A 24759-nucleotide genomic window follows, 5' to 3' on the forward strand; every position below is an offset into this window, starting at 1 on the left:
GCCGGCCACTCACCCGGGCCGAGTACGGAGCCGGACGCGGCGGGACGCGTCCGGCTCCTGGCGTTCGATCATGAACGCGCCCCGGACACCGCTCCGCCCCCGGCCTGATTCCTGGCACCGCCCGGAATCCCGACGTGGCCGTCCCCGCCTTCCCGCCTCCCGCACCGCCCGCGCCCTCCTCGCCCTCTGCGCGGCGGCGGCGCGGTCGCCGGATTCGTCGGGTTGGGGAACGGGACGCCGTATCCGAGGACCGTCCCCGACCGCGTCGCCGTCCGGCTCAAGGACCGGGCCCGACGCGCCTACGACGCGGCCGTGCTGCCCGGAAGGCCCCGTCAGCACCGTCACCGACTGCGGGAAGTTCCCCGACGGCTTCTCCGAGTACGCGTGGCCGGAGGCCGACCGGGCCCCGGCCCCGGCCCCCTGACCGCCCCTCAGACCACCCGCTGTCCGCCCCGCCAGACCGCGCTGACCAGCGGGACGCCCGGCCGGTAGGCGAGGTGGACGTGGCTCGGGGCGTCGAGCAGGACCAGGTCGGCGCGGGAGCCGGGGGCGATCCGGCCGACATCGGTGCGGCGCAGGGCGGCGGCCCCGCCGGCGGTGGCCGACCAGACCGCCTCGTCCGGGGTCATCCCCATGTCGCGCACGGCCAGCGCGATGCAGAACGGTACGGACGAGGTGAACGACGAGCCGGGGTTGCAGTCCGTGGAGAGGGCGACGGTGGCCCCGGCGTCGAGGAGCCGGCGGGCGTCGGGCCAGTCGGCGCGGGTGGAGAACTCCGCGCCCGGAAGCAGCGTCGCCACGGTGTTCCCCTGGCCGAGCGCGTCGACGTCGGCGTCGGTGAGGTGGGTGCAGTGGTCGGCCGAGGCCGCGTCGAGCTCGACGGCGAGCTGGACACCGGGGCCGTAGCTCAACTGGTTGGCGTGGATACGGGGGTGCAGCCCCCTGGCGCGGCCCGCCGTGAGGATGGCGCGGGCCTGGTCGCCGTCGAAGGCGCCCTGCTCGCAGAACACGTCGATCCAGCGGGCGTGCGGGGCGCAGGCGTCCAGCATCGGGCCGGTGACCAGGTCGACGTATCCGGCGGGGTCGTCGGCGTGGTCGGGGGGGACGATGTGGGCGCCGAGGTAGGTGACCTCGTCGGTGTGGCGGCCCGCGATCCGCAGGGCGCGGGCCTCGTCCTCGACGGTGAGGCCGTAGCCGGACTTGGTCTCGAAGGTGGTGGTGCCCTGGCGCAGGGCCTCGGCGAGGTAGCGGGCGGCGTTGGCGGACAGCTCGTCGTCGGAGGCGGCGCGGGTGGCGGCGACGGTGGTGCGGATGCCGCCGGCGCGGTAGGGCTGCCCGGACATCCGGGCGTTGAACTCCTCGGTGCGATCGCCCGCGAAGACCAGGTGGGAGTGGGAGTCGACGAAGCCGGGGATCATCGCGCGGCCGGCCGCGTCGAGGACGTTGTCAGTGGCGGGTGCTTTGCTGGACTCACCGGTCCAGACGACCCGGTCGCCCTCGATGACGACGGCCGCGTCCTGGATCAGGCCCAGGGGGGTCCCGTTGCCGAGGGAGGGGTCATTGGTGACCAGGCTGGCGATGTGGGTGACGGCGGTGGTCGTCATCTGGAGAGTGTTCTCCTCGCGTTCCGCCGGGGGGCGTCCGATCGGGGGGACGCCCCCCGGCACCCGGAGCGCCAGGGGTGTCGGGCGCTCCGGGCGTCGTGGGTGGTCGGGGCGGGCGGGGTGGTCCGGGCGTCGTGCGCAGGGGGCTTGCGCGTTCAGTCGTGCAGGGCTGCGACGGCTTCGGCGAGCGCCCGCGGCACATCCTCCACCCGCGTGTGACGGCCGTCCCGGACGATGTGCCGGCCGGCCACGACCGTGTGCCGCACATCAGCGGCGGAGGCGGCGAATACGGCGGTCTCCGCTGTCAGCCGGGGCACCGGCCCTGCCGTTCTGACCGAGTCCAGGGCGATGGTGGTCAGGTCGGCGGGGGCCCCTGGTTCCAGTGCGCCGGCGTCGGGGCGGCCGAGTGCGGCGTGCCCGTCCGCGGAGGCGGCCCGGATCAGGGCGGCGGCCGTCCAGTGGCCCCGGATGTGCGTGCGCAGCCGCTCGTTGAGCTCCATCGCGCGCGCTTCTTCGAACAGGTCGATCACGGCATGGCTGTCGCTGCCCAGGGAGAGCGGCGAGCCCGCTTTCTGGAGGGCGGCGGCGGGGCCGATGCCGTCGGCCAGGTCGCGTTCGGTGGTCGGGCACATGCAGGTGCCGGTGGCGGAGGTGCCCAGCAGGGCGATGTCCGCCTCGGTCAGGTGTGTGTTGTGGATGCCGGTGGTGCGTGGGCCGAGGACACCGTGGTCGGCCAGCAGCCGGGTGGGGGTGCGGCCGTGGGCGGCCCGACAGGCATCGTTCTCCGCCGTCTGCTCGGAGAGGTGGACGTGCAGCGGGGCCTCCCGCTCCTCCGCCCACCGCACGACGGTGGCCATCTGGTCCGCCGGGACCGCCCGGACGGAGTGGATCGCCGCGCCGATCAGCGTGCGGTCGTCGCCCCTGAGGAGGGAGGCGCGCTCCGCCCAGGCCTCGGCGGTGGTGTCGGAGAAGCGCAGCTGGTGCCGGTTGGGCCGCTCGCCGAACCCGGCGGCGAGATAGGCGGTGTCCAGCAGGGTGATCCGGATGCCGGCCTCGGCCGCCGCCGCGATGAGCGCCTCGCCCATGGCGTTCGGGTTGGCGTAGGGGGTGCCGCCGGGCGCGTGGTGGAGGTAGTGGAACTCACCGACGGAGGTGATGCCGGCCAGGGCCATTTCGGCGTACGTGGCGCGGGCCAGGTCGAAGTAGGTGTCCGGGGTCAGCCGGGATGCCGTCCGGTACATCAGCTCGCGCCAGGTCCAGAAGGTGCCCGAGCCCACCTGGACGGTGGCGCGCAGAGCCCGGTGGAAGGCGTGCGAGTGGGTGTTGGCGAGGCCGGGGAGGGTCAGGCCGCGCAGCACGGTCGCACCGGGCGGCGGCGATGCGGCCCCGGTCCTGACGCCGGCGATGCGGCCGTCCGCGACCTCCAGGGTGACGCCCGGCTCGACGTGCGTGCCGAGCCAGGCGTGCTCCGCCCAGTAGGTGGCGGTGACGGGTGCGCCCGTCGTCCGGTGTGTCAGCTGCACGCGAGACCTTCCAGTACGTCGGCGAGTGCCTCCACCCCGGCCGTGCAGTCGTCCTCGGCGGCGTGCTCGGCGGGTGAGTGCGAGATGCCGGTGGGGTTCCGTACGAACAGCATGGCGGTGGGGACCGAGGCGGACAAAATACCCGCGTCGTGGCCCGCGCCGGTGCCGAGGACGGGCACGGGCCGTCCGGTGTCGCCGGTGGCTTCGAGGATCTTCGCCAGTTCGTCGCGCAGGGCGTGCTCGAACTCGACGACGGGCGTGAACGACTCGCGGACGACGTCGAGGTCGATGCCGGCCCGCTCGGCGTACTCGCGGGCGGCGCGCTCGACGCCGGTGACGAGGGCGTCCAGGGTGGCCTGGTCGGCGGCGCGGGAGTCGAGCCAGCCGCGTACGAGGGAGGGGATGGCGTTGACCCCGTTGGGCTCGACCGCGATCTTGCCGAAGGTGGCGAGGGCGCCGGTCAGTTCGGCCTCGCGGCGGGCGGCGAGCACGGTCTCGGCGTACGTGAGCATCGGGTCGCGGCGGTCCACGAGGCGGGTGGTGCCCGCGTGGTTGGCCTCGCCCCGGAAGTCGAACCGCCAGCGGCCGTGCGGCCAGATGGCGGAGGCGATGCCGACGGGGTCGCCGGTCAGGTCGAGGGCGCGCCCCTGCTCCACGTGGAGTTCGACGAACGCGCCGATCCGGGCGAGCCGTTCCGGGTCGGGGCCGAGGGTGGCGGGGTCGTATCCGGCGGCCTCCATGGCGGCGGGCAGGGTGGTCCCGTCCCCGTCGCGCAGCCGGTGGGCGTCGGCGACGGTGAGCTGCCCGGCGGCGAGCCGGGACCCGACGCAGGCCAGTCCGAAGCGGGCGCCCTCCTCGTCACCGAAGTTGGTGATCGCCAGCGGCCGGGTGAACTCCACTCCCCTGCGGCGGAGTTCGTCGAGCGCGGCGAAGGAGGACACCACGCCGAGCGGGCCGTCGAACGCGCCGCCGTCCGGCACGGAGTCCAGGTGCGAGCCGGTGACGACGGCGTCCCCGGCCAGCGGGTCGCCGAGCCAGGCCCACTGGTTGCCGTTGCGGTCGGTCTCGTGGGCGAGCCCGCGCGCCTCGGCCTGGGCGCGGAACCAGGCCCGGCACTCGAGGTCGGCGGCCGTCCAGGCGTAGCGCCGGTAGCCGCCGCTGCCGGGGTGGCGCCCGATGGGGGCCAGCTCCCGCCACATCGAGAGGAAGGAGTCACCGGCACGCCACTGCTGCCGCACCGGATCGGGAGGGGTGGGCCCGGCCGCACCGGCCGGGCCCCGCCCCGAGGGGCCGGCGGGCATCAGTGGTCCTCCGTCATGGGCACCCGTACGCCCTGGTCGGCGGCGACGGACTCCGCGATGTCGTACCCCGCGTCGACGTGGCGGATGACGCCCATGCCGGGGTCGTTGGTCAGGACGCGGCGGATCTTCTCGCCCGCGAGCTTCGTGCCGTCCGCGACGGTCACCTGGCCCGCGTGGATGGAGCGGCCCATGCCGACGCCGCCGCCGTGGTGGAGGGAGACCCAGGAGGCGCCGGAGGCGACGTTGACCATGGCGTTGAGCAGCGGCCAGTCGGCGATGGCGTCGGAGCCGTCGAGCATGGCCTCGGTCTCGCGGTACGGGGAGGCGACCGAACCGCAGTCCAGGTGGTCGCGGCCGATGGCCAGCGGAGCGGCCAGTTCGCCGCTGGCGACCATGTCGTTGAAGCGCTCGCCGGCCTTGTCGCGCTCGCCGTAGCCGAGCCAGCAGATGCGGGCGGGCAGGCCCTGGAAGTGGACGCGTTCGCCGGCCATCGTGATCCAGCGGTGCAGCGACTCGTTCTCCGGGAAGAGCTCCAGCATCGCCTTGTCGGTCTTGTGGATGTCGGACGCCTCGCCGGAGAGCGCGGCCCAGCGGAAGGGGCCCTTGCCCTCGCAGAAGAGGGGGCGGATGTAGGCGGGGACGAAACCGGGGAAGTCGAAGGCCCGGTCGTACCCGGCGAGCTGGGCCTCGCCGCGGATGGAGTTGCCGTAGTCGAAGACCTCGGCGCCGGCGTCCATGAAGCCGACCATGGCCTCGACGTGACGGGCCATGGACTCGCGGGCGCGCCGGGTGAAGTCGGCGGGCTTCTCGGCGGCGAGCGTCGCCATGTCGTCGAAGTCGACGCCGAGCGGCAGGTAGGCCAGCGGGTCGTGGGCGCTGGTCTGGTCGGTGACGATGTCGATCGGCGCGCCTTCGGCGAGCATCCGGGGCAGCAGCTCGGCCGCGTTGCCGAGGAGGCCGATGGAGAGCGGGCGGCGGGCGTCGCGGGCCTCGACGGCGAGCTGGAGGGCGTGCTCCAGGCTGTCGGCCTTCACGTCGAGGTAGCGGTGCTCGATGCGGCGGTCGATGGCGCGCGGGTCGCAGTCGATGACGAGGGCGACGCCGTCGTTCATGGTGACGGCGAGCGGCTGGGCGCCGCCCATGCCGCCGAGACCGGCGGTCAGTGTGATCGTCCCGGCCAGAGTGCCGCCGAACTTCTTCGCGGCGACGGCGGCGAAGGTCTCGTAGGTGCCCTGGAGGATGCCCTGGGTGCCGATGTAGATCCAGGACCCGGCGGTCATCTGGCCGTACATGGTGAGCCCGAGCGCCTCCAGGCGGCGGAACTCCTCCCAGTTGGCCCAGTCGCCGACCAGGTTGGAGTTGGCGATGAGCACACGCGGCGCCCACTCGTGGGTCTGCATGACGCCGACCGGGCGGCCGGACTGGACGAGCATGGTCTCGTCCTGCTTGAGCGTCTCCAGGGTGCGGACCATCGCGTCGAAGGAGCGCCAGTCGCGGGCCGCCTTACCGGTGCCGCCGTAGACGACGAGCTTGTCGGGGTGTTCCGCGACCTCGGGGTCGAGGTTGTTCTGCAGCATCCGCAGGGCGGCTTCCTGCTGCCATCCCAGGGCGGTCAGTGCGCTGCCGCGCGGTGCCCGTACGGGGCGGGGTCCTGACATGGCGGTGCCTCCTCGCGACGGTGAAAAACTATTCACATCCTGATGGGCTGAATAGTCGTAGTCAACAGGTGCGGTACGCGGCGCGGCAGGGAACAGGTTCAGCCTGGCGACCGGCAGCCGACCCGGAGGCATCGATGAGCACTCCCGACAGACCCGCACCGACGGGGCCCGAGGGCCGGGGAGGCCAGGAGGGCCCCGGCGGGGCGCCGCCGCTCAAGCGCGCGCTGGGCCCCAAGCTGCTGATCCTCTTCGTCATCGGCGACATCCTGGGCACCGGCATCTACGCCACCACCGGGAACGTGGCCGGAAAGGTCGGCGGAGCGCTCTGGCTGCCGTTCGTGATCGGTTTCGCCGTCGCCCTGCTGACGGCGGCCTCGTACGTCGAACTCGTCGGCAAGTACCCGAAGGCGGCCGGGGCCGCGCTCTACACCCAGAAGGCGTTCAAGGTCCCCTTTCTCACCTTCGTCGTCGCCTTCATGGTGATGTGCTCGGGCCTCTCCTCCGCGAGCGCGGCGGCGCGCGCGTTCAGCGGCGACTACCTGGGCGAGTTCACGGACGCGGTGCCGCCGACCCTGATCGCGGTCCTGTTCGTGCTCGCCCTCGCCGCGATCAACCTGCGCGGGGTCGCGGAGTCGGTGAAGGCGAACGTCGTGCTGACGCTGGTCGAGGTCGGCGGGCTCGCGGTGATCCTGGCGATCGGCGCGTACGCCGTGTTCAGCGGCGAGGGCGACCCGGCCCGGCTGACCCGGATCGAGACCGGCGGCACCGGGTACGCGCTGCTCACCGGCGTCCTCGGCGCCACCGCGCTCGGCTTCTTCGCTTTCGTGGGCTTCGAGGACTCGGTCAACATGGCGGAGGAGACCAAGAACCCGGCGCGCGACTTCCCCCGCGCGATCTTCGTCGGGGTGGGCGTCACCGGCACCGTCTACGTCCTGGTCGCCCTGGCCTCCTCGCTCCTGGTCGACTCCCGCACCCTGGCGGGCTCCAGCGGGCCGCTGCTGGAGGTGGTGAAGGCCGGGGGCGTCGATTTCCCGCCGAAACTCTTCGCGCTGATCGCCCTGTTCGCCGTCACCAACTCGGCGCTGATCAACATCATGATGGCCTCGCGGCTCTGCTACGGCATGGCCAACGAGCGCATCCTGCCGCCCGCGATGGGGAAGGTGCTGTCCGGCCGCCGCACCCCGTGGGTCGGGATCGTCTTCGTCTCCGCCCTGGCGATCGGCCTGGTCTCCACCGGCGAGATCGAGGGGCTCGGCGACACCACGTCGTTCCTCCTCCTGTGCGTCTTCGCCGTGGTCAACGTCGCCGTACTGGTGCTGCGCCGGGACCGGGTGGAGCACCGCCACTTCCGTACACCCACGGCTCTTCCCGTCCTCGGCGCGCTCACCTCGCTGGTCCTCGCGAGCCCGCTGGCCGACCGGGGCGGCGACGTGTACGTACGGGCCGGAATCCTGCTGCTCATCGGCATCGGGCTGTGGGCCGTCAACAAGGCCGTGATGACGGCCCGCGAGAGGTCCGGAGTCCCGGGCGCCTGACGGAACCCCGGCCTCCGCCCCGAGCGCCGGGTTCCGGCCGTTCCTTTACACCGCGGGCCGCATGTACCAAAGGAAAATGCCAGAACCTCCTCCCGGCGCGCACACGTTGCGTAGCCTCTGCGTCACATCCGTACGCCACGTCGGGAGGGGAAGACCGCGTGCCCGGAATCGACGAGTGCCTGCTCGACGTCATGAGGCTGCCCGGTGCGCGGGGCGCCGCGGTGGTCGACTGGACGAGCGGTCTCGCCCTCGGCACCATCGGGGACTCCCCCAACGGCGACCACGAGGCGACCGCCGCCGAGACCGCGGAGGTCGCCCGGATGGCCGCCGAACAGCCGGCCTTCGCCCGGCTCTCCCCGGCGGACGACGACCGCCCGCCGGGCCCGCCCGTCGAGGACGTCATCGTCACCACCCATGACGGCTACCACATGCTCCGCTTCGTCGAGACCGCTTTCGACAGCAGCGTCTTCCTGCACCTGTGGCTGAACCGCTCCGAGGGCAACCTCGCGCTCGCCCGGATGCGCCTCGGCGAGCTGGCCGAACGCCTGGTGCTGGCATGAGCGCGATAGCCGCCGGCCTCGACGCCCCCGGCACCGGACGGGCCCCGGTGCTCTCCCCGATGCTCCAGCGGCTCGCCGCCGAGCGGGCCACCGGAGCCCTGATGCGCGACCACGGCACCCTCTACCTCGCCGACGGCCAGGTGGTGCACGCCGAGAGCCCCGCCACCCCCGGCATCGACGTCCTGCTCACCACCGGCGGGACCCTGCGGCACGAGGGCTGGTGGGACGCCGTGACGCAGGCCGGGGCCCGCCGCAGGGTCGGCCGCTACCTCGTGGACAGCGGCCATGTACCGGGCGGGGCACTGGAGTTGTGCCACCTGGGTGCGCTGTACGACGCCGCCTTCTTCGCGCTCGCGCCGACCGGGACGCCCGCCCGCTTCCGCTACGGGGTGGCGCACTGGATCGGCCCGGTACGGCCCGTCCCGGTCGCGGCCGTGGAGCGCGAGACGCTGCGCCGACGGGAGTTCCTCGACCGGATCTGGCCCGACCCCGCCTGCGACGGAGCACCGCTGCGGACGACTGCGTACGGCTCCGACGCCCCGGCTCCGGCCCGTCAGCGGCGGGTCCTGGAGCTGGCCGACGGCGTCCGTACGGCCTCCGACATCGCGCGGGAGCTGGGCCGTTCGGCCTTCCACGTCCTGGTGGACCTGCGTCGGCTGGCGGCGGCCGGCCTGGTGGAGGCGGTCCGCGCCCAACCGCTGCCCGCCGCTTCCGCGCCCGGCCGGATCACGCTCCCCGAGGTGACGGCCGACCCCGACATCGCCCTGCTGCGCCGGCTCCGAGACGCATTGGAGGCCCTGTGATACGCGCGCTCAGACAGCGTGCCGGGAGGAGACAACTGATGGTGCCCGAGGCCGAAGTGCGCGATGTCCTCGACGAGCTCCAGCGGTTACGGGCCCGCGTCCCGCTGCTCTCCGGAGCGCTGGCCGCCTCCACCGACGGCCTGGTCCTGGCCCACGACACACCGGGCGTCGAGGCGGAGGGCGTCGCCGCCCTCACCGCCGCCGCCCTCGGCGTCTCCATCCGGATGACGGACGCCACCGGCCGCGGCGGCTTCCGCGAACTGCTCGTCCGCGGCGGCAACGGCTACATCGCCGCCTACGCCGCCGGCTCCTCCGCCGTCCTGACCCTGCTCGCCGAGGACCGCATCAACGTCGGCCGGCTGCATCTGGAGGGCCGCCGCTCCGGCACCCGGATCGGCGAACTCGTCGACGCCGCGCTGGAACGCGTGGAGCGACCCGCCCCCGCCTCCCGCTCCCTTCCCCCACGCCCCTCCGGCACGCCGGATCGCGCCCTGCCGCAGCGCCCGACGTAGCGCGCCCGCGCCCTGCCGCAGCGCCCGACGTAGCACGCCGGGGCCCGGCCGTCCGCCTCCCCCCACCCCGTACCACCGCACCCACCGGGACTCGGCCATCACGCAGAAGCCCGCGCACCAGCCCGCCCCGAAACCAGCACGGAAACCGGCACCGGAACCAGCACAGGGGCCGGCGCAGAAACGGAACCGGTCACCGCGACCGGCCAGGGAAAGGAAACGAGCCTCCATGGCGAACACCGAAGCGTCTCTGAAGGAAGCGATGAGTTCGATCGAGGGCACCACGGGCGTCGCCCTCGTCGACTACACGAGCGGGATGGCCCTGGGCACGCTCGGCGGCGGCAAGGACTTCAACCTGGAGGTCGCCGCCGCCGGCAACACCGACGTGATCCGCGCCAAGCTCCGCACCATGGAGCACCTGGGGCTCAAGGAGGAGATCGAGGACATCCTGATCACGCTCAACAGCCAGTACCACCTGATCCGGCTGCTCAGGACCCGCGGCAGCAACGGCCTGTTCCTCTACCTGGTGCTGGACGCGAGCCGGGCGAACCTGGCCATGGCCCGCCACCAGCTGAAGAAGATCGAGGCGGAACTGGAGGTCTGACCCGGCCCCGCGCCACGTCCTCGACCCCGGCGACGCCGCGCCCGCCCGGCGCGGCGTCCCGCGGCCCGCAGGACCTGGCCTGGAGTCGGGTCCCTTGCCGAGCGGCCCCGGCCGGGCGCGCGGAACCCGTCCCGGCGCGAGCGGACCCGTCCGGGCAGGGCTCTCGCTCCGTCTCACTCCACGAAGAGACCGCGCGCCGCCGCCCGTACGTCGAACTCCTCCAACCGCGCCTGGGCGTCGGGCAGTCCGTCGCACATCGCCTCCAGCAGCACCCGGCCCAGCAGCATCGGCGCGCAGACGGTGTCGAAGGAGAGCCCTGCGCCGATCGCCGCCGGGAGCAGGAGATCGCTGTGCTGGGCGACGGGCGCGAAGGCGGAGTCCGCGACGGTCACCACGGTCAGCCCCTGGTCCCGTGCGTACGCGAGCGCGTCCACGGTCTCCTTGGGGTGGCGCGGCAGCGCGAAGCACATCAGGGCGGTGGCCCCGGCGCGGCGTGCGGAGTCGATCCGGTCGGCCAGCATGCTGCCGCCCTCGTCGAGCACCCGGACGTCGGGGTGCACCTTGGCGGCGAAGTAGCCGAAGCCGCGCGCCTGCGAGGAGGCGGCGCGCAGTCCCAGCACGGGCAGCGGCCGGGAACCGGCGAGGAGCCGCCCGGCCCGCTCGACGGGCGTGGGGTCGGCGAGCACGTCACAGAGGTGCTGAAGGTTCTCGATCTCGGCACGGACGGCCTGCTGGTACTCGTTGTACGTCTCCCCCGCGTCCTCCTGCTCCGCGTCGGCGGGCGCGACCTCGCGCAGGTGTCTGCGCAGCGCCGGATAGCCGTCGAAGCCGAGGGCGACGGCGAAGCGGGTGACGGAGGGCTGGCTGACCCCGGCCAGTTCGGCCACCTCGACGCTGGAGAGGAACGCGGCGTCGGCGGCCCGGCGGACCATGCAGTGCGCGATGCGCCGCTGGGTGGGCGTGAGCCGGTGGCCCTCGAAGAGCCGCTGCAACCGTGCGGCGGGGCTGCTCCCGCTCATGGTGTCCCCTTGCTGAATCCCTCGCGCCCCGACCGGCGCCCCGACCGTTCCATTCAGCCAGGTAGGTCGCTGTATGTCCATATGCAAGGGGTGGGGGCGGGCAGGGCCGGTGCGGGCGGGACGGGCGCCCGGGGGGGTCAACCCTCAGCGATCCGGGGGTTAGCCCCACTGTCACGGGGGCCCCGGCTCCGTACCATCTTCGGTATGGAAGCCCGTGACCACGAGCTCAAGAAGGAGCTCGCCGCCACCCTTCAGGCGCGCGGCGAGCTCGGCGCGGAGTACGAGCCCGCGCTGATCGACTCGTTCCTGGAGAAGGTGGAGCAGCGCCTCGACACGACGCTCGACCGCCGGGTCCGCCGTCAGCTCGCCGAGCAGCAGATGACCGCCGCCCGGCCGCCGCGCCCCTCGGAGCCGGGGGGCTTCGGGGAGCGGCACGGCCTGGGGATCGTCTCGCTGATCCTGGCCGTCCCGCTGTCCGCGATCGGTGTCGTGAACGCCGACCTCGAAGGGCTGGTCGTGGCCTGGCTCGGCATCGTCGGCGTCAACGCGTTCCAGGCGGTTCGGAGCGGGGCCCTGTTCCGTCGCCGGGACGAGCGCGCGAGGTCGGGCCGGTGGGAGTGAGCCACCCCCTCGGACAAGGGACCGGGCCACGGCCCGAGTACCGGGAGCATGTCGCGGGGACCGCCGCACCCCCGGTCACCCGGAGGGCGGGACGACGGCGGTCCCCGCGAGGGACGCGGTCCGGGTCAGGGCCGGTATTCCGCGTCCGGGCGACGGTGGAGGTCCGGGAGCCGCTCCGTAGTCCGGTGTCGCCGTTCTGGGTGCCGGCGGGTTTCCCCGCCGACACCCACCAAGGTGCCGGAGCCGTGTTAAGCGGGTGCTGCGCGGACATGACGTGCTCGTACCGTTTTCACGAAGCGCCGCCCCGGGTGCCCTGCCGGGCCGTCAGGCCTTCGCCGCGCCCGCGTCCTTCGCCAGGAACGCCAGGAGGTCCTGCCTGCTCACGACGCCCTTGGGTTTGCCCTCGACGAGCACGATCGCCGCGTCGGCCCCTTCCGCGCCGCTGAGCACGGCCATCAGGTCCTCGACCGGTTCGCCCGAGCCGACCTGCGGCAGCGGGGCCGACATGTGCTTCTCCAGCGCGTCGCCCAGCGAGGCGCGCTGGGTGAACAGCGCGTCCAGCAGCTGCCGCTCCACGACGGAGCCGATGACCTCGGCGGCCATCACGTCCGGGTGGCCGGCCCCGGGCTTCACGATGGGCATCTGGGAGACGCCGTACTCGCGGAGCACCTCGATGGCCTCGCCGACCGTCTCCTCCGGGTGCATGTGGACGAGGGAGGGCATCGGGCCCTCCTTGAAGTCCAGGACCGCACCGACGTTGGCGGAGGTGCCGGTGTTCTCCAGGAAGCCGTAGTCGGCCATCCACTCGTCGTTGAAGATCTTGCTGAGGTAGCCGCGCCCGCTGTCGGGGAGCAGGACCACGACGACGTCGTCGGGTCCGAGCCGCTTGGCGACCTCCAGGGCCCCGACGACCGCCATGCCGCAGGAGCCGCCGACGAGCAGGCCCTCCTCCTTGGCGAGACGGCGGGTCATCTGGAAGGAGTCCTTGTCGGACACCGCGACGATCTCGTCGGTCACGTTCCGGTCGTAGGCGCTCGGCCAGAAGTCCTCGCCGACGCCCTCGACCAGGTACGGACGGCCGGAGCCGCCGGAGTAGACCGAGCCCTCCGGGTCCGCGCCGACGACCGTGACCGCACCGCCGCTGACCTCCTTGAGGTAGCGCCCGGTGCCGCTGATCGTGCCGCCGGTGCCGACGCCCGCGACAAAGTGGGTGATCTTCCCCTCCGTCTGCTCCCACAGCTCGGGACCGGTGGTCTCGTAGTGCGAGCGCGGGTTGTTCGGGTTGGAGTACTGGTCCGGCTTCCAGGCCCCCGGTGTCTCGGTGACCAGCCGGTCGGAGACGTTGTAGTACGAGTCGGGGTGCTCGGGGTCGACGGCGGTGGGGCAGACGACCACCTCGGCGCCGTACGCGCGCAGCACGTTGATCTTGTCCGTGGACACCTTGTCAGGGCAGACGAAGATGCACTTGTAGCCCTTCTGCTGGGCGACGATGGCGAGCCCGACGCCCGTGTTGCCACTGGTCGGCTCGACGATCGTGCCGCCGGGCTTCAGCTCCCCGCTCTGCTCGGCCGCCTCGATCATGCGCAGCGCGATGCGGTCCTTCACCGACCCGCCGGGGTTGAAGTACTCGACCTTGGCCAGGACGGTCGCCTGGATACCTGCCGTGACGTTGCGCAGCCTCACCAGCGGGGTGTTGCCGACAAGACTGATCATCGAATCGTGGAATTGCACCGTGTACTCCGGGATCTCCGAGATGGTCCGGCCCAGAGTATGCGTACGAGGCGCACTGTGCGTACGGGAAGGAGTACTCCGAGCCCCGAGCGGGGCAAGTAGGTACATGTACGGCTGTACGGCGAGGAGGAGGTGGACCGGACTGTGTCGAGAGCACGGGTGGCACGGCGGATCGCGGCGGGCGCGGCCTACGGCGGTGGCAGCATCGGGTTGATCGGTGCGGCCGCCGTGGGCGTGTTCCTGGCGGAGGTCCAGCTCGCGAAGAGGCAGGTCGGCGGGGGTACGGCTCCGGTTCCGCCGAGCGCGGACGGACGGTACGGAGTGGCGTTCGCCGGGCCGAGCGACGCGATGCGGCTCGGGATGCTCGGGGACTCGACGGCCGCCGGCCAGGGGGTGCGGCGGGCCGGTCAGACGCCCGGCGCCCTGCTGGCCTCAGGTCTGGCGGCCGTGGCCGAACGGCCGGTGGACCTGCGGAACGTGGCCCTGCCGGGGGCCCGGTCGGACGATCTGGACCGGCAGGTGTCGCTGCTGCTCGCGGACCCGGCCCGCACCCCGGACGTCTGCGTGATCATGATCGGGGCGAACGACGTCACCCACCGGATGCCCGCGACCCAGTCGGTGCGCTGTCTGACGACGGCGGTGCGCAGGCTGCGGACGGCGGGGGCGGAGGTGGTCGTCGGGACCTGCCCGGACCTGGGCACGATCGAGCCGGTCTACCAGCCGTTGCGCTGGCTGGCCCGGCGGGTGAGCCGTCAGCTGGCGGCGGCGCAGACGATCGGCGTGGTCGAGCAGGGCGGCCGTACGGTGTCGCTGGGCGATCTGCTGGGCCCTGAGTTCGCGGCGAACCCGCGCGAGCTGTTCGGACCGGACAACTACCACCCCTCCGCCGAGGGCTATGCCACGGCAGCCATGGCGGTGCTGCCGACGCTGTGCGCGGTGCTGGGCCTGTGGCCGGAGAGCGACCGGCTGGACGGTACCCGGAGCGAGAACATCCTGCCGGTGGCGAAGGCCGCGTCCCGCGCCGCCCGCGAGGCCGGTACGGAGGTCACGGGGGCCCGCGCACCGTGGGCCCTCCTCAAGCACCGCCGGCGGCGGCGTCTGCCCGCCACCACGGAGCCCACACCGCACGCCCACCCGGACACCGCCCACGGGCACGCGTAGGCGGGGCCGCGATCCTCGCCCGGCACGGGGGAGCCGGGCCGGGTGGCGGGAGCCGGGCGCGACCCGGCTCCCCCCGGCCGGCCTGAGCAAGCGCTTAGAAAAGAGTTCCGCATCACATGGCCTGCCGGGTGACCCCGGCGATACGTCCGGGTAACTTCCAGAGGAGTTCCGCCCGTCCGCAGACCCTCCCAGCCCGTCGTACAGCTTTCCAGCCCCTTGGAGCCACGTGATGCCCGAAGCCGTGATCGTCTCTGCCGCCCGTTCGCCGATCGGCCGCGCCTTCAAGGGGTCCCTGAAGGACCTGCGCGCGGACGACCTGACCGCCACGATCATCCAGACCGCGCTGGCCAAGGTCCCCGAGCTGGACCCGAAGGACATCGACGACCTGATGCTGGGCTGCGGCCTGCCGGGCGGCGAGCAGGGCAACAACCTGGGCCGCATCATCGCCGTGCAGATGGGGATGGACCACCTTCCCGGCTGTACGGTCACCCGCTACTGCTCCTCCTCGCTGCAGACGAGCCGGATGGCGCTGCACGCGATCAAGGCGGGCGAGGGCGATGTCTTCATCTCGGCCGGTGTCGAGATGGTGTCCCGTTTCGCCAAGGGCAACTCCGACAGCCTCCCGGACACGCACAACCCGCTGTTCGCCGAGGCGGAGGCCCGCACCGCCGCCCGCGCCGAGGAGTCCGGCGCGAGCTGGCACGACCCGCGCGAGGACGGCCTCGTCCCCGACGCGTACATCTCGATGGGGGCAGACGGCCGAGAACCTGGCCCGGCTCAAGGGCGTCACCCGCCAGGACATGGACGAGTTCGGCGTACGGTCGCAGAACCTGGCCGAGGAGGCCCTGAAGAACGGGTTCTGGGAGCGGGAGATCACTCCGGTCACCACCCCCGACGGCACGGTCGTCGCCAAGGACGACGGCCCGCGCGCGGGCGTCACGTTGGAGGGCGTGCAGGGGCTGAAGCCGGCCTTCCGCCCCGACGGCATGATCACCGCGGCCAACTGCTGCCCGCTCAACGACGGCGCCGCCGCCCTGGTGATCATGTCCGACACCAAGGCGCGCGAGCTGGGTCTCACCCCGCTGGCCCGGATCGTCTCCACCGGCGTCTCCGGCCTCTCCCCCGAGATCATGGGGTACGGCCCGGTCGAGGCCAGCAAGCAGGCGCTGAAGCGGGCGGGCCTGACCGTCGGTGACATCGACCTCGCCGAGATCAACGAGGCGTTCGCCGCCCAGGTCATCCCCTCCTACCGGGACCTCGGCCTGCCGCTGGACAAGGTCAACGTCAACGGCGGCGCGATCGCGGTCGGCCACCCCTTCGGCATGACCGGCGCGCGCATCACCGGCACGCTGATCAACAGCCTCCAGTTCCACGACAAGCAGTTCGGCCTGGAGACGATGTGCGTGGGCGGCGGCCAGGGCATGGCGATGGTGATCGAGCGGCTGAGCTGAGCCGCAGCGGAGGGTAGGGGTCGCCCGAGGAACGAGGGCGGCACCTGCCCGCAGCGGAGGCGACGCTCAGCGCGACCACCGGCACAGAGCGGCTGAGCCGAGCCGCAGCGGGTCCCTCGCCGCCGGGGTTGTGAACCCCGTCGAGCTCCGACCGTGACCGAATCTCCCCCAGGATGTGATCTGCATCCCGGGGGAGAGTCGTTTCCGCAGGTCAGCACGGATATCGGGCGAAACGGAGGACCGAAAGACCTGTCCATTTCGTGACGTAATGCACTGACAGCCCGTACCGGTACAGGCCAAGCTGATGTAGGAAGTCGGGGGTATCGATGGAACCGGGAGTATGTCAGTGAGCGCCATGCCGTTTGCCTTGTTGCTGACCACCGCCGCTGCCACGGCCGTCGGCGCCGCCGCGCTGCACGCCGCTCACGGGCTGCGCAAGCAGGTCGTGGCGCTGCGCACGGAGCTGGCCGCCGGCCTTGCTCCCGGTGCCTGCGTACCGCACCAGAGCCGCAGTACGGCCACCCCGGCCGACGAGATACGCGCGGCCGTGGCCGAGGCGCTGGCCGAGGAGCGCGAGCGGGAGCTGGCCGAGGCGCGGGCCTTCTGGGCCGCCCAGGAAGCCCGCGACGCCGCCGACGCCCCGTCCCTGCTGGGGGGTCTGTCCGGCCTCGGCGACGACGCCCCGTACTACTTGCCCCGGCAGGCCGACTTCGCCGGTCTGGAGTCGATGGACCTCGAAGCGGCCGAGGCCATGGAGGAGCTCGTGGAGTTGAGCGAGCGGGCCCTCGCGGAGAGTGAGCAGCCCTTCGCGGAGCACGAGATCGGTGAGCTGACCGACCTTCCGGAGATGGCGGACGTCGCGGAGGTCACGGAGTTCCCCGAGGACTCCCCCGAGCTGGCCGCCGCCCGCCGCCGCCACCCTTCGCACCCGGACTTCGTCCCCGTGCAGACGCCGGTGGTCACCGACCACGAGCGCACCGTGAACCGGCTGGAGGAGCTGGCCGACACGGCGACCGAGCTGACCGACGTGCGGCCCGGCCCGCTGGGCACGCTGGACGTGTACGTCTTCGCCGACGGCACCACGCTCTGCATGACCCCCGGCCACCGCGAGACCGCCGAGCGGCTCGCGGACGCGCTGCGGGCGGGCCGGCAGCCGGTGCTGCTGGGCGGCTCGGGTGTCTCCGGCGCCTACGCACTGACCTTCTCCTGCGGCGAGGACAACGTGTACATCCTCGCGGACCGCGTCATCGCCTCGTTCTGACCGCCGGGCGCGGTGCGCTCGCCGGAGAGGGCGAGAACCCGCGCCGCCGACCGGCAACCCCATCACGCACGCGGAGGACCGCGGCTCACGCGAATGTCCGCGCCGCCGCTTCCCCGACGTACCGCACGGCCTCGTCCAGCTCCCGGGACGAGGCCGTTTCCAGTGCCACGGCCAGGTCCCGCCCGGCGACGGCGACCTGGTCGCCCACCGCGAACATCCCGGCGTCCGGCAGCTCACGCGGCTCGGCGGCCGGGTTCTCCAGGCGCTGGGCCCGTACGGCGAGCTCCCGCGCGGCGGCCAGCGCCTCGGCGGCCGCACCGCGCTGGAGGCGGCTCTGCGGGGCCGAGCGCAGCCGGTCGGCGAAACGGTCCACGGCCAGGATCAGGGGCGTCGTATCGAGCACGCGGCCGACCCTACGCGCCCCTCCCGTACGGCCGCCAACGCGTCCGGTCCCGCGCACCCGCGCCCTCCCGACGTCCCGGAACGCGGAACGGCCCGCAGGCGCGATGCCTGCGGGCCGTTCCGGTGCCACGGGTCCTGCGGGTGCCGCCGCGCGGCCGATCAGTCGTCGCCGCTGAGGATCGCGACCAGGCGCAGCATCTCGACGTAGATCCACACCAGGGTCACGGTGAGGCCGAAGGCGGCCAGCCACGCCTCCTCGCGCGGAGCGCCGTACGCGATGCCGTCCTCGACCTGCTTGAAGTTCAGGGCGAGGATGGCCGCGCCGATGACGATGGCCACGATGCCGAAGACGACGCCGAGCGCGCCGCTGCGGAAGCCGAGGCCGTCACCGCCGCCGAAGACGGCGAACAGGAGGTTCACCATCATCAGCAGCATGAAGCCGATGGCGGCCGCCATCACGAAGCCGTAGAAACGGCGCGTGACGCGGATCAGCCGGGTGCGGTAGGCGATCAGCACACCGGCGAAGACCGCCATGGTGCCGAGCACCGCCTGCATCGCCGCACCGGGGGCGACGTACATGCTGACGATGTTGCTGACGATGCCGAGGAAGACACCCTCGAACGCGGCGTACGTCAGGATCAGCGCCGGCGAGGGCCGACGCTTGAACGAGTTGACCAGCGACAGCACGAAGCCGATGAGCGCGGCGCCGATGGCCACGCCGTAGGCGCTGCTCAGGTTCGCCTGGTCGACCGGCATGACCCACCACGCGATGGCGGCGGCCACGATCACCGTGCCGAGCGTCATCGCCGTACGCGTCACCACGTCGTCGATGGTCATCGCGTCCGGGCGGGCGGGCGCCTGCGGGGCGCCGTGCGGGTCCGTCTGCGCGTAGGGGTTGGTGGCGTACGGGTTGGCGGCGGTGCCCTGTGCGTACGGGTTGCCCGTCGCGGGGGCCCCGGCCTGCGGCGCCGCGTTGAAGCCCGCGTGGCCGTTGTCGCGGCTGAAGCCCCGTCGCGAGAAGACCGGGTTGCTGCTCCTCATTTCACTCCTCCATGGCCACACTGCGTGGCCTTGCCACAAGAGTAATGGGTAGGCAAAAGAATCACCCTAGTGCCGGCGGAGGATCTTTCCGCCCGGCATGCCACGAAGCCTGCCGGAGGGTCCGGGGCGGCGCTACGGGCCGGGGCGGGCGGCTCGACGGAGCCGGGACGGCGGAAGGAAGGGCGGCGGGCCGGGACGGCGGTGACGGTGCGGGCCGGACGGGTCACGCTCGGTGGGAAGCTTGGTGCCCGGAGCCGGACTCGAACCGGCACGCCCCCGAGGGGCAGCGAGGTTTAAGCTCGCCGTGTCTACGTTCCACCATCCGGGCGTGCCACGCGGCTCCGCGTATGGCTACCGACCCTAACCGGGGCCGTCCCTCGATCAGCGGAACACTGGCGCGATGTTGTCTTATTTTATTGACCGTTTGAGGGTCCGTCAGCATATGACGGCGGGCTGACCACACCACCGCGACCGATCATGGGCGGCCCGTGCACCGCACGGGATTGACGGAAAGTCGCCGCACTCGTACGGCCCAACACGCCAGGTCCGCGCCAGGGTCCGCCACGGCATTCGCCACCCTCGGGTCCGGCGCCGCCCCGGACCCGGCTCCGGCGCCGTCCGCCCACCGTCGCGGCGCCCCTTCTTCCGCGCCGCCGGACGCTCACTCCGGGTGACCACGGGAGGGGCCGCGACCGGGCGCCGCCGCCGCACCTCGGGGTCGGTGTCATACCCGAGGAGGACGTACGGGCACGGTGGTGCGACTCAAGAGGGCCTCGGGAACGGGCATCGGGAGGGACGTCCCGGCGCGATCGGGCCGTAAGGATGGGGTAAGTCCCCGAGGCATGGCGTCGAAGCCGGCCTCAGCACGGCCCCGGGCATCCGCCTCACCGAACCAGGAGCGTCCCAGTGACCACCACCCCCACCGTTCACCGCGCCACCACGGTGGCCGCCCGCGCCACGGAGCTGTCGAAGGTCTACGGCGAGGGCGAGACACAGGTCGTCGCCCTGGACCGGGTGTCCGTGGACTTCCCGCAGGGGGAGTTCACCGCGATCATGGGCCCGTCCGGCTCCGGCAAGTCGACGCTGATGCACTGCGTCGCCGGGCTCGACAGCTTCAGCAGCGGTTCGGTGCGCATCGGCGAGACCGAGCTGTCCACGCTGAAGGACAAGCAGCTCACGCAGTTGCGCCGGGACAAGATCGGCTTCATCTTCCAGGCGTTCAACCTGCTGCCGACGCTCACCGCGCTGGAGAACATCACCCTGCCGATGGACATCGCGGGCCGGAAGCCGGACGCCGCGTGGCTGCAGAAGGTGATCGACATGGTGGGGCTCTCCGACCGGCTGAAGCACCGCCCGACCGAGCTCTCCGGCGGTCAGCAGCAGCGCGTCGCCGTGGCCCGCGCCCTGGCCTCGCAGCCCGAGATCATCTTCGGTGACGAGCCGACCGGGAACCTGGACTCCCGCTCCGGCGCCGAGGTCCTCGGCTTCCTGCGCAACTCGGTGCGCGAGATGGGCCAGACCGTGGTGATGGTGACCCACGACCCGGTGGCCGCCTCCTACGCGGACCGGGTCATCTTCCTCGCCGACGGCGCGGTCGTCGACCAGATGATCCAGCCGACCGCCGACGGGGTCCTCGACCGGATGAAGGCGTTCGACGCGAAGGGCCGCACCAGCTGACGCCGCCGGCCGGTCGCCCCGCGCAGCCCGGCCGCCGCACAGCCGACGCGTACGGCCTCCGTACCCCGCGTGCGCCCCTGCCCTCCCCTTCCGCATCTCCGGAACCCATCCCAGGACACAGACATGTTCCGTACCGCCCTGCGCAATGTGCTCGCGCACAAGGCCAGGCTGCTGATGACCGTGCTCGCCGTCATGCTCGGCGTAGCGTTCGTCTCCGGCACCCTCGTCTTCACCGACACCCTCGGCAACGCCTTCCGCAACCAGTCCGCCAAGAGCTATGACGACGTCGCCGTCTCCGTCGAGACGTACGCCGGCGGGCACGACGAGAAGACCCCGGGCATCGACGACGCCACCCTGGAGAAGATCCGGGGCCTGGACGGCGTGGCCTCCGCCACCGGCCGCGTCACCGGCTTCGCCGGGGTCGCCGACCCGGACGGCAAGCTGATCGGCAACGGCTGGTCCAACACCGGGGCGAACTTCGCCCCCGGCGAGGACGGCAAGGACGCGAGCTACGACTTCACCGACGGCTCGGGCCCGGCGAAGAACGGCTCGGTCGCACTCGACAAGGACACCGCCCAGAAGGGCGAGTACCGCGTCGGCGACCCGGTGCGGGTCGCCACCAACGGCCCGGTGAAGGAGTACACGCTCTCGGGGATCTTCACCACCGAGGACGGCGCGGTGAACGCGGGCGGCAGCCTCGTGCTGTTCGACACCGCGACCGCCCAGAAGCTCTACCTGAAGCCCGGCGTCTTCCAGAACGCCACGATCTCCGCGGAGGACGGCGTCTCCGACCAGAAGCTGCTGGACGAGATCACGCCGCTGCTGCCGAAGGACGCCACCGCGCAGACCGGCAAGAAGCTGGCGGACCAGCAGGCGAAGGACATCGAGTCCGGCCTGAACAGCCTCAACACCATGCTGCTGGCCTTCGCGGGCATCGCCCTGTTCGTCGGCGTCTTCCTCATCGCCAACACCTTCACCATGCTGATCGCCCAGCGCACCCGTGAGCTGGCCCTGATGCGCGCCATCGGTGCCACCCGCCGCCAGATCAAGCGCTCGGTGCTGCTGGAGGCCGCCGTCGTCGGCACCCTCGCCTCGGTCATCGGCTTCGCCCTCGGTCTCGGCCTCGCCACCGGTCTGCGCTCCGCGATGGGCCTGATGGGCGGCAAGATCCCCGCCGGACCCCTGATCGTCTCGCCGACGGCCGTCGGCTCCGCCTTCGCGGTCGGCATCCTGATCACCGTGCTCGCCGCCTGGCTGCCCGCCCGCCGGGCCGCCAAGATCGCCCCGGTCGCCGCGATGAGCAGCGTCCACGCCACCGCCACCGTCAAGTCCCTGGTCGTACGGAACTCGATCGGCGGCGTGATCGCCCTGCTCGGCTCGGCAGGCATTGTCGGCGGTGCGGCGAGCGGCGGCGCGTCCGGCCGGCAGCTGATCGCGGGCGGAGCCTTCTTCACCCTGATCGGCGTCATCATCCTGATCCCGCTGCTCTCCCGCCCGGTGATCGCCCTGGTCCGGCCGCTGCTGAAGAAGCTGTTCGGCGTCTCCGGGAAGCTGGCCTCGCAGAACGCGGTCCGCAACCCGCGCCGCACCGGAGCCACCGCATCCGCCCTGGCCATCGGGCTGACCCTGGTCACCGGCATCTCGGTGCTCGGCTTCACGCTCGGCCAGGCCATCGACAAGATGACCACGGACAACATCAAGGCCGACTACATGGTCTCGATGGCCAGCGGCGACTCGCTCGACCCGTCGACGCTCGACGCGCTGGCGAAGGCCGACGGCGTCTCCGCCCTCTCCCCGCAGCAGGCCGTCGGGTTCGAGGTGGACGGCGAGTTCCAGTCCGCCTCCGCCGTCACCCCGGGCGACGTGGAGAAGGTCTTCTCGCTGACGACCGTGTCCGGTTCGATCGGCTCGCTGAAGGACGGCCGGGTCGCGGTCGGCACCGAGACCGCGAAGTCGAACGGCTGGAAGACCGGTGACACGCTGCCGGTGAAGTTCGAGGACGAGAAGAAGGGCGAGCTGACGATCGGGGCGCTCTACGAGGAGAACGAGTTCCTCTCGCCCTTCGTGATCCCGAAGGAGCTGGCGGACCAGCACGGCGGCTCCTCCCGGCCCGAGATCCGCGAGATCTGGATCAAGACGGACGGCGGCGCGAGCACGGCCCACGAGCAGTCCATCGTGGACGCTCTCGGCGACAACCCGGCGATGAGCGTCATGGACCGGCAGGACATCCGCGACATGTTCGGCGGCTTCGTCAACACCGCCCTGAACATCATGTACGGGCTGCTCGCCATGGCCTTGCTGATCGCGGTCCTCGGGGTCGTCAACACCCTCGCGATGTCGGTGTTCGAGCGGCAGCAGGAGATCGGCATGCTCCGCGCGATCGGTCTCGACCGGGGCCGCGTGAAGCGGATGATCCGGCTGGAGGCCGTCGTCATCTCGGTCTTCGGCGCGGTGATCGGGGTCGGCCTGGGTGTCTTCCTCGGCTGGGCGATCGGCCGGACCCTGTCCTCGGACATCCCCGGCTATGCGCTGGTCATCCCGTGGGACCGGCTCGGCATCTTCCTCCTCCTGGCCGGCCTGGTGGGCGTCCTCGCCTCGCTGTGGCCCGCCCGCAGCGCCGCGAAGCTCAACATGCTGACGGCGATCAAGACGGAGTAGTCCGGGCCCGGCAGGGCCGGGACTCGGGGACGACGAGGGGCCGGTGCACCGCGGAAGCGGTGCGCCGGCCCCTCGCCCGTGTCCGGGCGCGTACGGGCAGGCGTACGGGTCAGGCCCCGCTGCCCCCGGCGGACTCCGTCCAGGTGCGGGCGCGCAGCGGCATCCGGGAGGCGCCGCCGTCCAGCGGGCGCACCGCGAGGATCTGGTTGACGCCGATCTGGTGGTGTTCGAAGGAGAGCGCGGAGGCGGCCATGTACAGCCGCCAGACCCGCGCCCGGCCCGGCGAGGTGGCGCGTACCGCCTGCTCCCAGTGCTGCTCCAGGTTGGCCACCCAGCGGCGCAGGGTCAGCGCGTAGTGCTCGCGCAGCGCCTCGACGTCCCTCGCCTCGAACCCGGCCTCCTCCAGGAGGGTCAGGGTGCGGCCGAGCGGGGCCAGTTCCCCGTCGGGGAAGACGTAGGCGTCGATGAACGCGTCGATGCGGTAGGCGTCCTCGTCCCTCTCGGGGCGGCGGGCGATCTGGTGGTTCAGGAGGCGGCCGCCGGGCTTCAGGAGCGCGTACAGGTCGTCGGCGTACTCCCGGTAGCGGACGGAGCCGACGTGCTCGGCCATGCCGATCGAGGAGATCGCGTCGTACGGTCCGTCGTGGACGTCCCGGTAGTCCTGGACGCGGATCTCCACACGGTCGGTCAGGCCCGCGTCGGCGACGCGCTTGCGGGCCAGGGCAGCCTGCTCCCGCGAGAGGGTGATGCCGGTGACCCGCGCCCCGTGGTGACGGGCGGCGTGGATGGCCATCGAGCCCCAGCCGCAGCCGACGTCCAGGAGCCGGTCGCCCTCCTGGAGGGCGAGCTTGCGGCAGACGAGGTCGAGCTTGTCGCGCTGGGCTTCCTCCAAGGTCCCGCCGTCCTGCCAGTAGGCGCAGGAGTAGACCAGGGAGGGGCCGAGGACCAGGGCGTAGAAGTCGTTGCCGACGTCGTAGTGGTGGCTGATGGCCTGTCGGTCCCGGTGCCGGGTGTGCAGCGGCCCGGAGCGGCGGCGCACCTCCTCGGCGGGCGGAGCGGGCGGCGGCCAGGGGCCCGCGAGCCGGAGGAGACCACGGGCGAAGGCGCGCGCCCGCGGGTCGCGCACCGGGTGGACGGAGTCGTCCGCGTCACGCTCCCAGAGCAACCCCGCCAGGCGGCCGAGCGCCTCGTACAGATCGCCCTCGACGTCGATCTCTCCGGCCACCCAGGCGCGGGCCAGGCCCAGTTCGCCCGGCTTCCACAGGAGCCGTCGCAGGGCGCGGCGACGGCGGATCACCAGGACCGGGGCGTCGGGCGGACCCGACTCGCTGCCGTCCCAGGCGCGGATGCGGACCGGCAGGGGCTGTGAGAGCAACTCTTCGGCGAGAGCGGTCAGCCGCGACGCGGCGTCTGCCATGGCGCACACCTCCGTGGTGTTTCCCCGACAAGCACAACAGGCACAGGCGAACGGACATGCTCGTGGCCCCGCCGCGACACCCGGTGCCGGAGGCGAGGCACACCCGCGTCAACTGTCCCCGCACTCCCCGTCATCCCGCTACCGGGCAATGAGACGGCAAAGCGTGTGTCCGCGCCATCCGTGCGGCCGGGAAGAGGCCCTGACGTACCGTCCCCTCCCCGGA

General features: G+C 72.5%; 19 protein-coding genes, 1 tRNA gene and 1 pseudogene. 11 read left to right on the plus strand and 10 right to left on the minus strand.

Going from position 1 to position 24759, the window contains the following annotated elements:
- Positions 1 to 431: 431 nt before the first annotated feature.
- The 4 genes from hutI to hutU all read right to left on the minus strand — a co-directional run bounded on the left by hutI (position 432) and on the right by hutU (position 6086).
- Positions 432 to 1604, minus strand: a complete 1173-nt coding sequence (gene hutI / locus QFZ71_RS10935) for an imidazolonepropionase (protein ID WP_307668060.1) — start codon at positions 1602 to 1604, stop codon at positions 432 to 434.
- 155 nt (positions 1605 to 1759) lie between these two features.
- Positions 1760 to 3127 (minus strand): formimidoylglutamate deiminase, encoded by a 1368-nt coding sequence (locus QFZ71_RS10940; RefSeq protein ID WP_307668061.1) that lies wholly within the window; start codon positions 3125 to 3127, stop codon positions 1760 to 1762.
- Positions 3118 to 4428, minus strand: a complete 1311-nt coding sequence (locus QFZ71_RS10945; RefSeq protein ID WP_307668062.1) for an allantoate amidohydrolase — start codon at positions 4426 to 4428, stop codon at positions 3118 to 3120. Before QFZ71_RS10945 ends, QFZ71_RS10940 begins: the two co-directional genes overlap by 10 nt.
- On the minus strand, positions 4428 to 6086 hold the full coding sequence (gene hutU / locus QFZ71_RS10950; protein ID WP_307668063.1) for a urocanate hydratase: 1659 nt from the start codon (positions 6084 to 6086) through the stop codon (positions 4428 to 4430). The genes QFZ71_RS10945 and hutU overlap by 1 nt, the downstream gene beginning before the upstream one ends.
- Positions 6087 to 6220: 134 nt before the next feature.
- Between hutU and QFZ71_RS10955 the strand changes: the two genes are divergently transcribed.
- From QFZ71_RS10955 to QFZ71_RS10975, 5 genes are all read left to right on the plus strand, one after another.
- Entirely contained in the window at positions 6221 to 7621 is a 1401-nt protein-coding gene (locus QFZ71_RS10955; RefSeq protein ID WP_307668064.1) for an APC family permease, read from the plus strand.
- A 158-nt stretch (positions 7622 to 7779) separates the two neighbouring features.
- Complete coding sequence (locus QFZ71_RS10960; protein WP_307668065.1) at positions 7780 to 8181, plus strand: hypothetical protein; 402 nt, start codon at positions 7780 to 7782, stop codon at positions 8179 to 8181.
- Positions 8178 to 8984, plus strand: a complete 807-nt coding sequence (locus QFZ71_RS10965) for a helix-turn-helix domain-containing protein (protein WP_307668066.1) — start codon at positions 8178 to 8180, stop codon at positions 8982 to 8984. Before QFZ71_RS10960 ends, QFZ71_RS10965 begins: the two co-directional genes overlap by 4 nt.
- A 38-nt stretch (positions 8985 to 9022) precedes the next feature.
- On the plus strand, positions 9023 to 9496 hold the full coding sequence (locus QFZ71_RS10970) for a roadblock/LC7 domain-containing protein (RefSeq protein ID WP_307668067.1): 474 nt from the start codon (positions 9023 to 9025) through the stop codon (positions 9494 to 9496).
- Positions 9497 to 9722: 226 nt separating this feature from the next.
- Positions 9723 to 10097, plus strand: a complete 375-nt coding sequence (locus QFZ71_RS10975) for a hypothetical protein (RefSeq protein WP_043251497.1) — start codon at positions 9723 to 9725, stop codon at positions 10095 to 10097.
- A gap of 173 nt (positions 10098 to 10270) precedes the next feature.
- On the opposite strand, the gene QFZ71_RS10980 is transcribed toward QFZ71_RS10975, so the two are convergent.
- Positions 10271 to 11116 (minus strand): MurR/RpiR family transcriptional regulator, encoded by an 846-nt coding sequence (locus QFZ71_RS10980; RefSeq protein ID WP_307668068.1) that lies wholly within the window; start codon positions 11114 to 11116, stop codon positions 10271 to 10273.
- A gap of 204 nt (positions 11117 to 11320) precedes the next feature.
- Between QFZ71_RS10980 and QFZ71_RS10985 the strand changes: the two genes are divergently transcribed.
- A complete protein-coding gene (locus tag QFZ71_RS10985; protein ID WP_307668069.1) occupies positions 11321 to 11737 on the plus strand; it encodes a hypothetical protein in 417 nt (138 codons plus the stop codon).
- 324 nt (positions 11738 to 12061) lie between these two features.
- On the opposite strand, the gene QFZ71_RS10990 is transcribed toward QFZ71_RS10985, so the two are convergent.
- Complete coding sequence (locus QFZ71_RS10990) at positions 12062 to 13468, minus strand: cystathionine beta-synthase (RefSeq protein WP_307668070.1); 1407 nt, start codon at positions 13466 to 13468, stop codon at positions 12062 to 12064.
- A 159-nt stretch (positions 13469 to 13627) separates the two neighbouring features.
- Between QFZ71_RS10990 and QFZ71_RS10995 the strand changes: the two genes are divergently transcribed.
- From QFZ71_RS10995 to QFZ71_RS11005, 3 genes and pseudogenes are all read left to right on the plus strand, one after another.
- Positions 13628 to 14629: an SGNH/GDSL hydrolase family protein gene (locus QFZ71_RS10995; protein ID WP_307671409.1), complete on the plus strand. Its 1002-nt coding sequence runs from the start codon at positions 13628 to 13630 to the stop codon at positions 14627 to 14629.
- Between the two features lie 229 nt (positions 14630 to 14858).
- Positions 14859 to 16080, plus strand: a pseudogene (locus QFZ71_RS11000) (acetyl-CoA C-acetyltransferase).
- Between the two features lie 355 nt (positions 16081 to 16435).
- Positions 16436 to 17341: a hypothetical protein gene (locus QFZ71_RS11005; RefSeq protein ID WP_307668071.1), complete on the plus strand. Its 906-nt coding sequence runs from the start codon at positions 16436 to 16438 to the stop codon at positions 17339 to 17341.
- Between the two features lie 85 nt (positions 17342 to 17426).
- On the opposite strand, the gene QFZ71_RS11010 is transcribed toward QFZ71_RS11005, so the two are convergent.
- The 3 genes from QFZ71_RS11010 to QFZ71_RS11020 all read right to left on the minus strand — a co-directional run bounded on the left by QFZ71_RS11010 (position 17427) and on the right by QFZ71_RS11020 (position 19112).
- Positions 17427 to 17744: a hypothetical protein gene (locus QFZ71_RS11010; protein WP_307668072.1), complete on the minus strand. Its 318-nt coding sequence runs from the start codon at positions 17742 to 17744 to the stop codon at positions 17427 to 17429.
- A gap of 158 nt (positions 17745 to 17902) precedes the next feature.
- Entirely contained in the window at positions 17903 to 18784 is an 882-nt protein-coding gene (locus QFZ71_RS11015; protein ID WP_307668073.1) for a Bax inhibitor-1/YccA family protein, read from the minus strand.
- 242 nt (positions 18785 to 19026) lie between these two features.
- A tRNA-Leu gene (locus QFZ71_RS11020) sits at positions 19027 to 19112 on the minus strand.
- 578 nt (positions 19113 to 19690) lie between these two features.
- Here QFZ71_RS11020 and QFZ71_RS11025 point away from each other — a divergent pair.
- Both QFZ71_RS11025 and QFZ71_RS11030 read left to right on the plus strand, forming a co-directional pair.
- Complete coding sequence (locus tag QFZ71_RS11025) at positions 19691 to 20461, plus strand: ABC transporter ATP-binding protein (protein ID WP_307668074.1); 771 nt, start codon at positions 19691 to 19693, stop codon at positions 20459 to 20461.
- 123 nt (positions 20462 to 20584) lie between these two features.
- Positions 20585 to 23119 carry an ABC transporter permease gene (locus tag QFZ71_RS11030; RefSeq protein ID WP_307668075.1) on the plus strand — a complete coding sequence of 845 codons (2535 nt, stop codon included), beginning with the start codon at positions 20585 to 20587 and terminating at the stop codon, positions 23117 to 23119.
- Positions 23120 to 23228: 109 nt separating this feature from the next.
- Here QFZ71_RS11030 and QFZ71_RS11035 read toward each other — a convergent pair whose 3' ends face one another.
- On the minus strand, positions 23229 to 24536 hold the full coding sequence (locus tag QFZ71_RS11035; protein ID WP_307668076.1) for a cyclopropane-fatty-acyl-phospholipid synthase family protein: 1308 nt from the start codon (positions 24534 to 24536) through the stop codon (positions 23229 to 23231).
- Positions 24537 to 24759: the final 223 nt, after the last annotated feature.

Source organism: Streptomyces sp. V2I9 (assembly GCF_030817475.1).
Lineage (GTDB): Bacteria > Actinomycetota > Actinomycetes > Streptomycetales > Streptomycetaceae > Streptomyces.

What these genes read in the sequence shown, in the direction of transcription:
- QFZ71_RS11005 (WP_307668071.1), top strand. Translation starts at nt 16,436, where the DNA reads ATGCCGTTTGCCTTGTTGCTGACCACCGCCGCTGCCACGGCCGTCGGC.
- QFZ71_RS10955 (WP_307668064.1), top strand. Translation starts at nt 6,221, where the DNA reads ATGAGCACTCCCGACAGACCCGCACCGACGGGGCCCGAGGGCCGGGGA.
- hutI (WP_307668060.1), bottom strand. Translation starts at nt 1,604, where the DNA reads ATGACGACCACCGCCGTCACCCACATCGCCAGCCTGGTCACCAATGAC.
- QFZ71_RS11030 (WP_307668075.1), top strand. Translation starts at nt 20,585, where the DNA reads ATGTTCCGTACCGCCCTGCGCAATGTGCTCGCGCACAAGGCCAGGCTG.
- QFZ71_RS10945 (WP_307668062.1), bottom strand. Translation starts at nt 4,428, where the DNA reads ATGCCCGCCGGCCCCTCGGGGCGGGGCCCGGCCGGTGCGGCCGGGCCC.
- QFZ71_RS10970 (WP_307668067.1), top strand. Translation starts at nt 9,023, where the DNA reads ATGGTGCCCGAGGCCGAAGTGCGCGATGTCCTCGACGAGCTCCAGCGG.
- QFZ71_RS10975 (WP_043251497.1), top strand. Translation starts at nt 9,723, where the DNA reads ATGGCGAACACCGAAGCGTCTCTGAAGGAAGCGATGAGTTCGATCGAG.
- QFZ71_RS10980 (WP_307668068.1), bottom strand. Translation starts at nt 11,116, where the DNA reads ATGAGCGGGAGCAGCCCCGCCGCACGGTTGCAGCGGCTCTTCGAGGGC.
- QFZ71_RS11015 (WP_307668073.1), bottom strand. Translation starts at nt 18,784, where the DNA reads ATGAGGAGCAGCAACCCGGTCTTCTCGCGACGGGGCTTCAGCCGCGAC.
- QFZ71_RS10985 (WP_307668069.1), top strand. Translation starts at nt 11,321, where the DNA reads ATGGAAGCCCGTGACCACGAGCTCAAGAAGGAGCTCGCCGCCACCCTT.
- QFZ71_RS10965 (WP_307668066.1), top strand. Translation starts at nt 8,178, where the DNA reads ATGAGCGCGATAGCCGCCGGCCTCGACGCCCCCGGCACCGGACGGGCC.
- QFZ71_RS11035 (WP_307668076.1), bottom strand. Translation starts at nt 24,536, where the DNA reads ATGGCAGACGCCGCGTCGCGGCTGACCGCTCTCGCCGAAGAGTTGCTC.
- hutU (WP_307668063.1), bottom strand. Translation starts at nt 6,086, where the DNA reads ATGTCAGGACCCCGCCCCGTACGGGCACCGCGCGGCAGCGCACTGACC.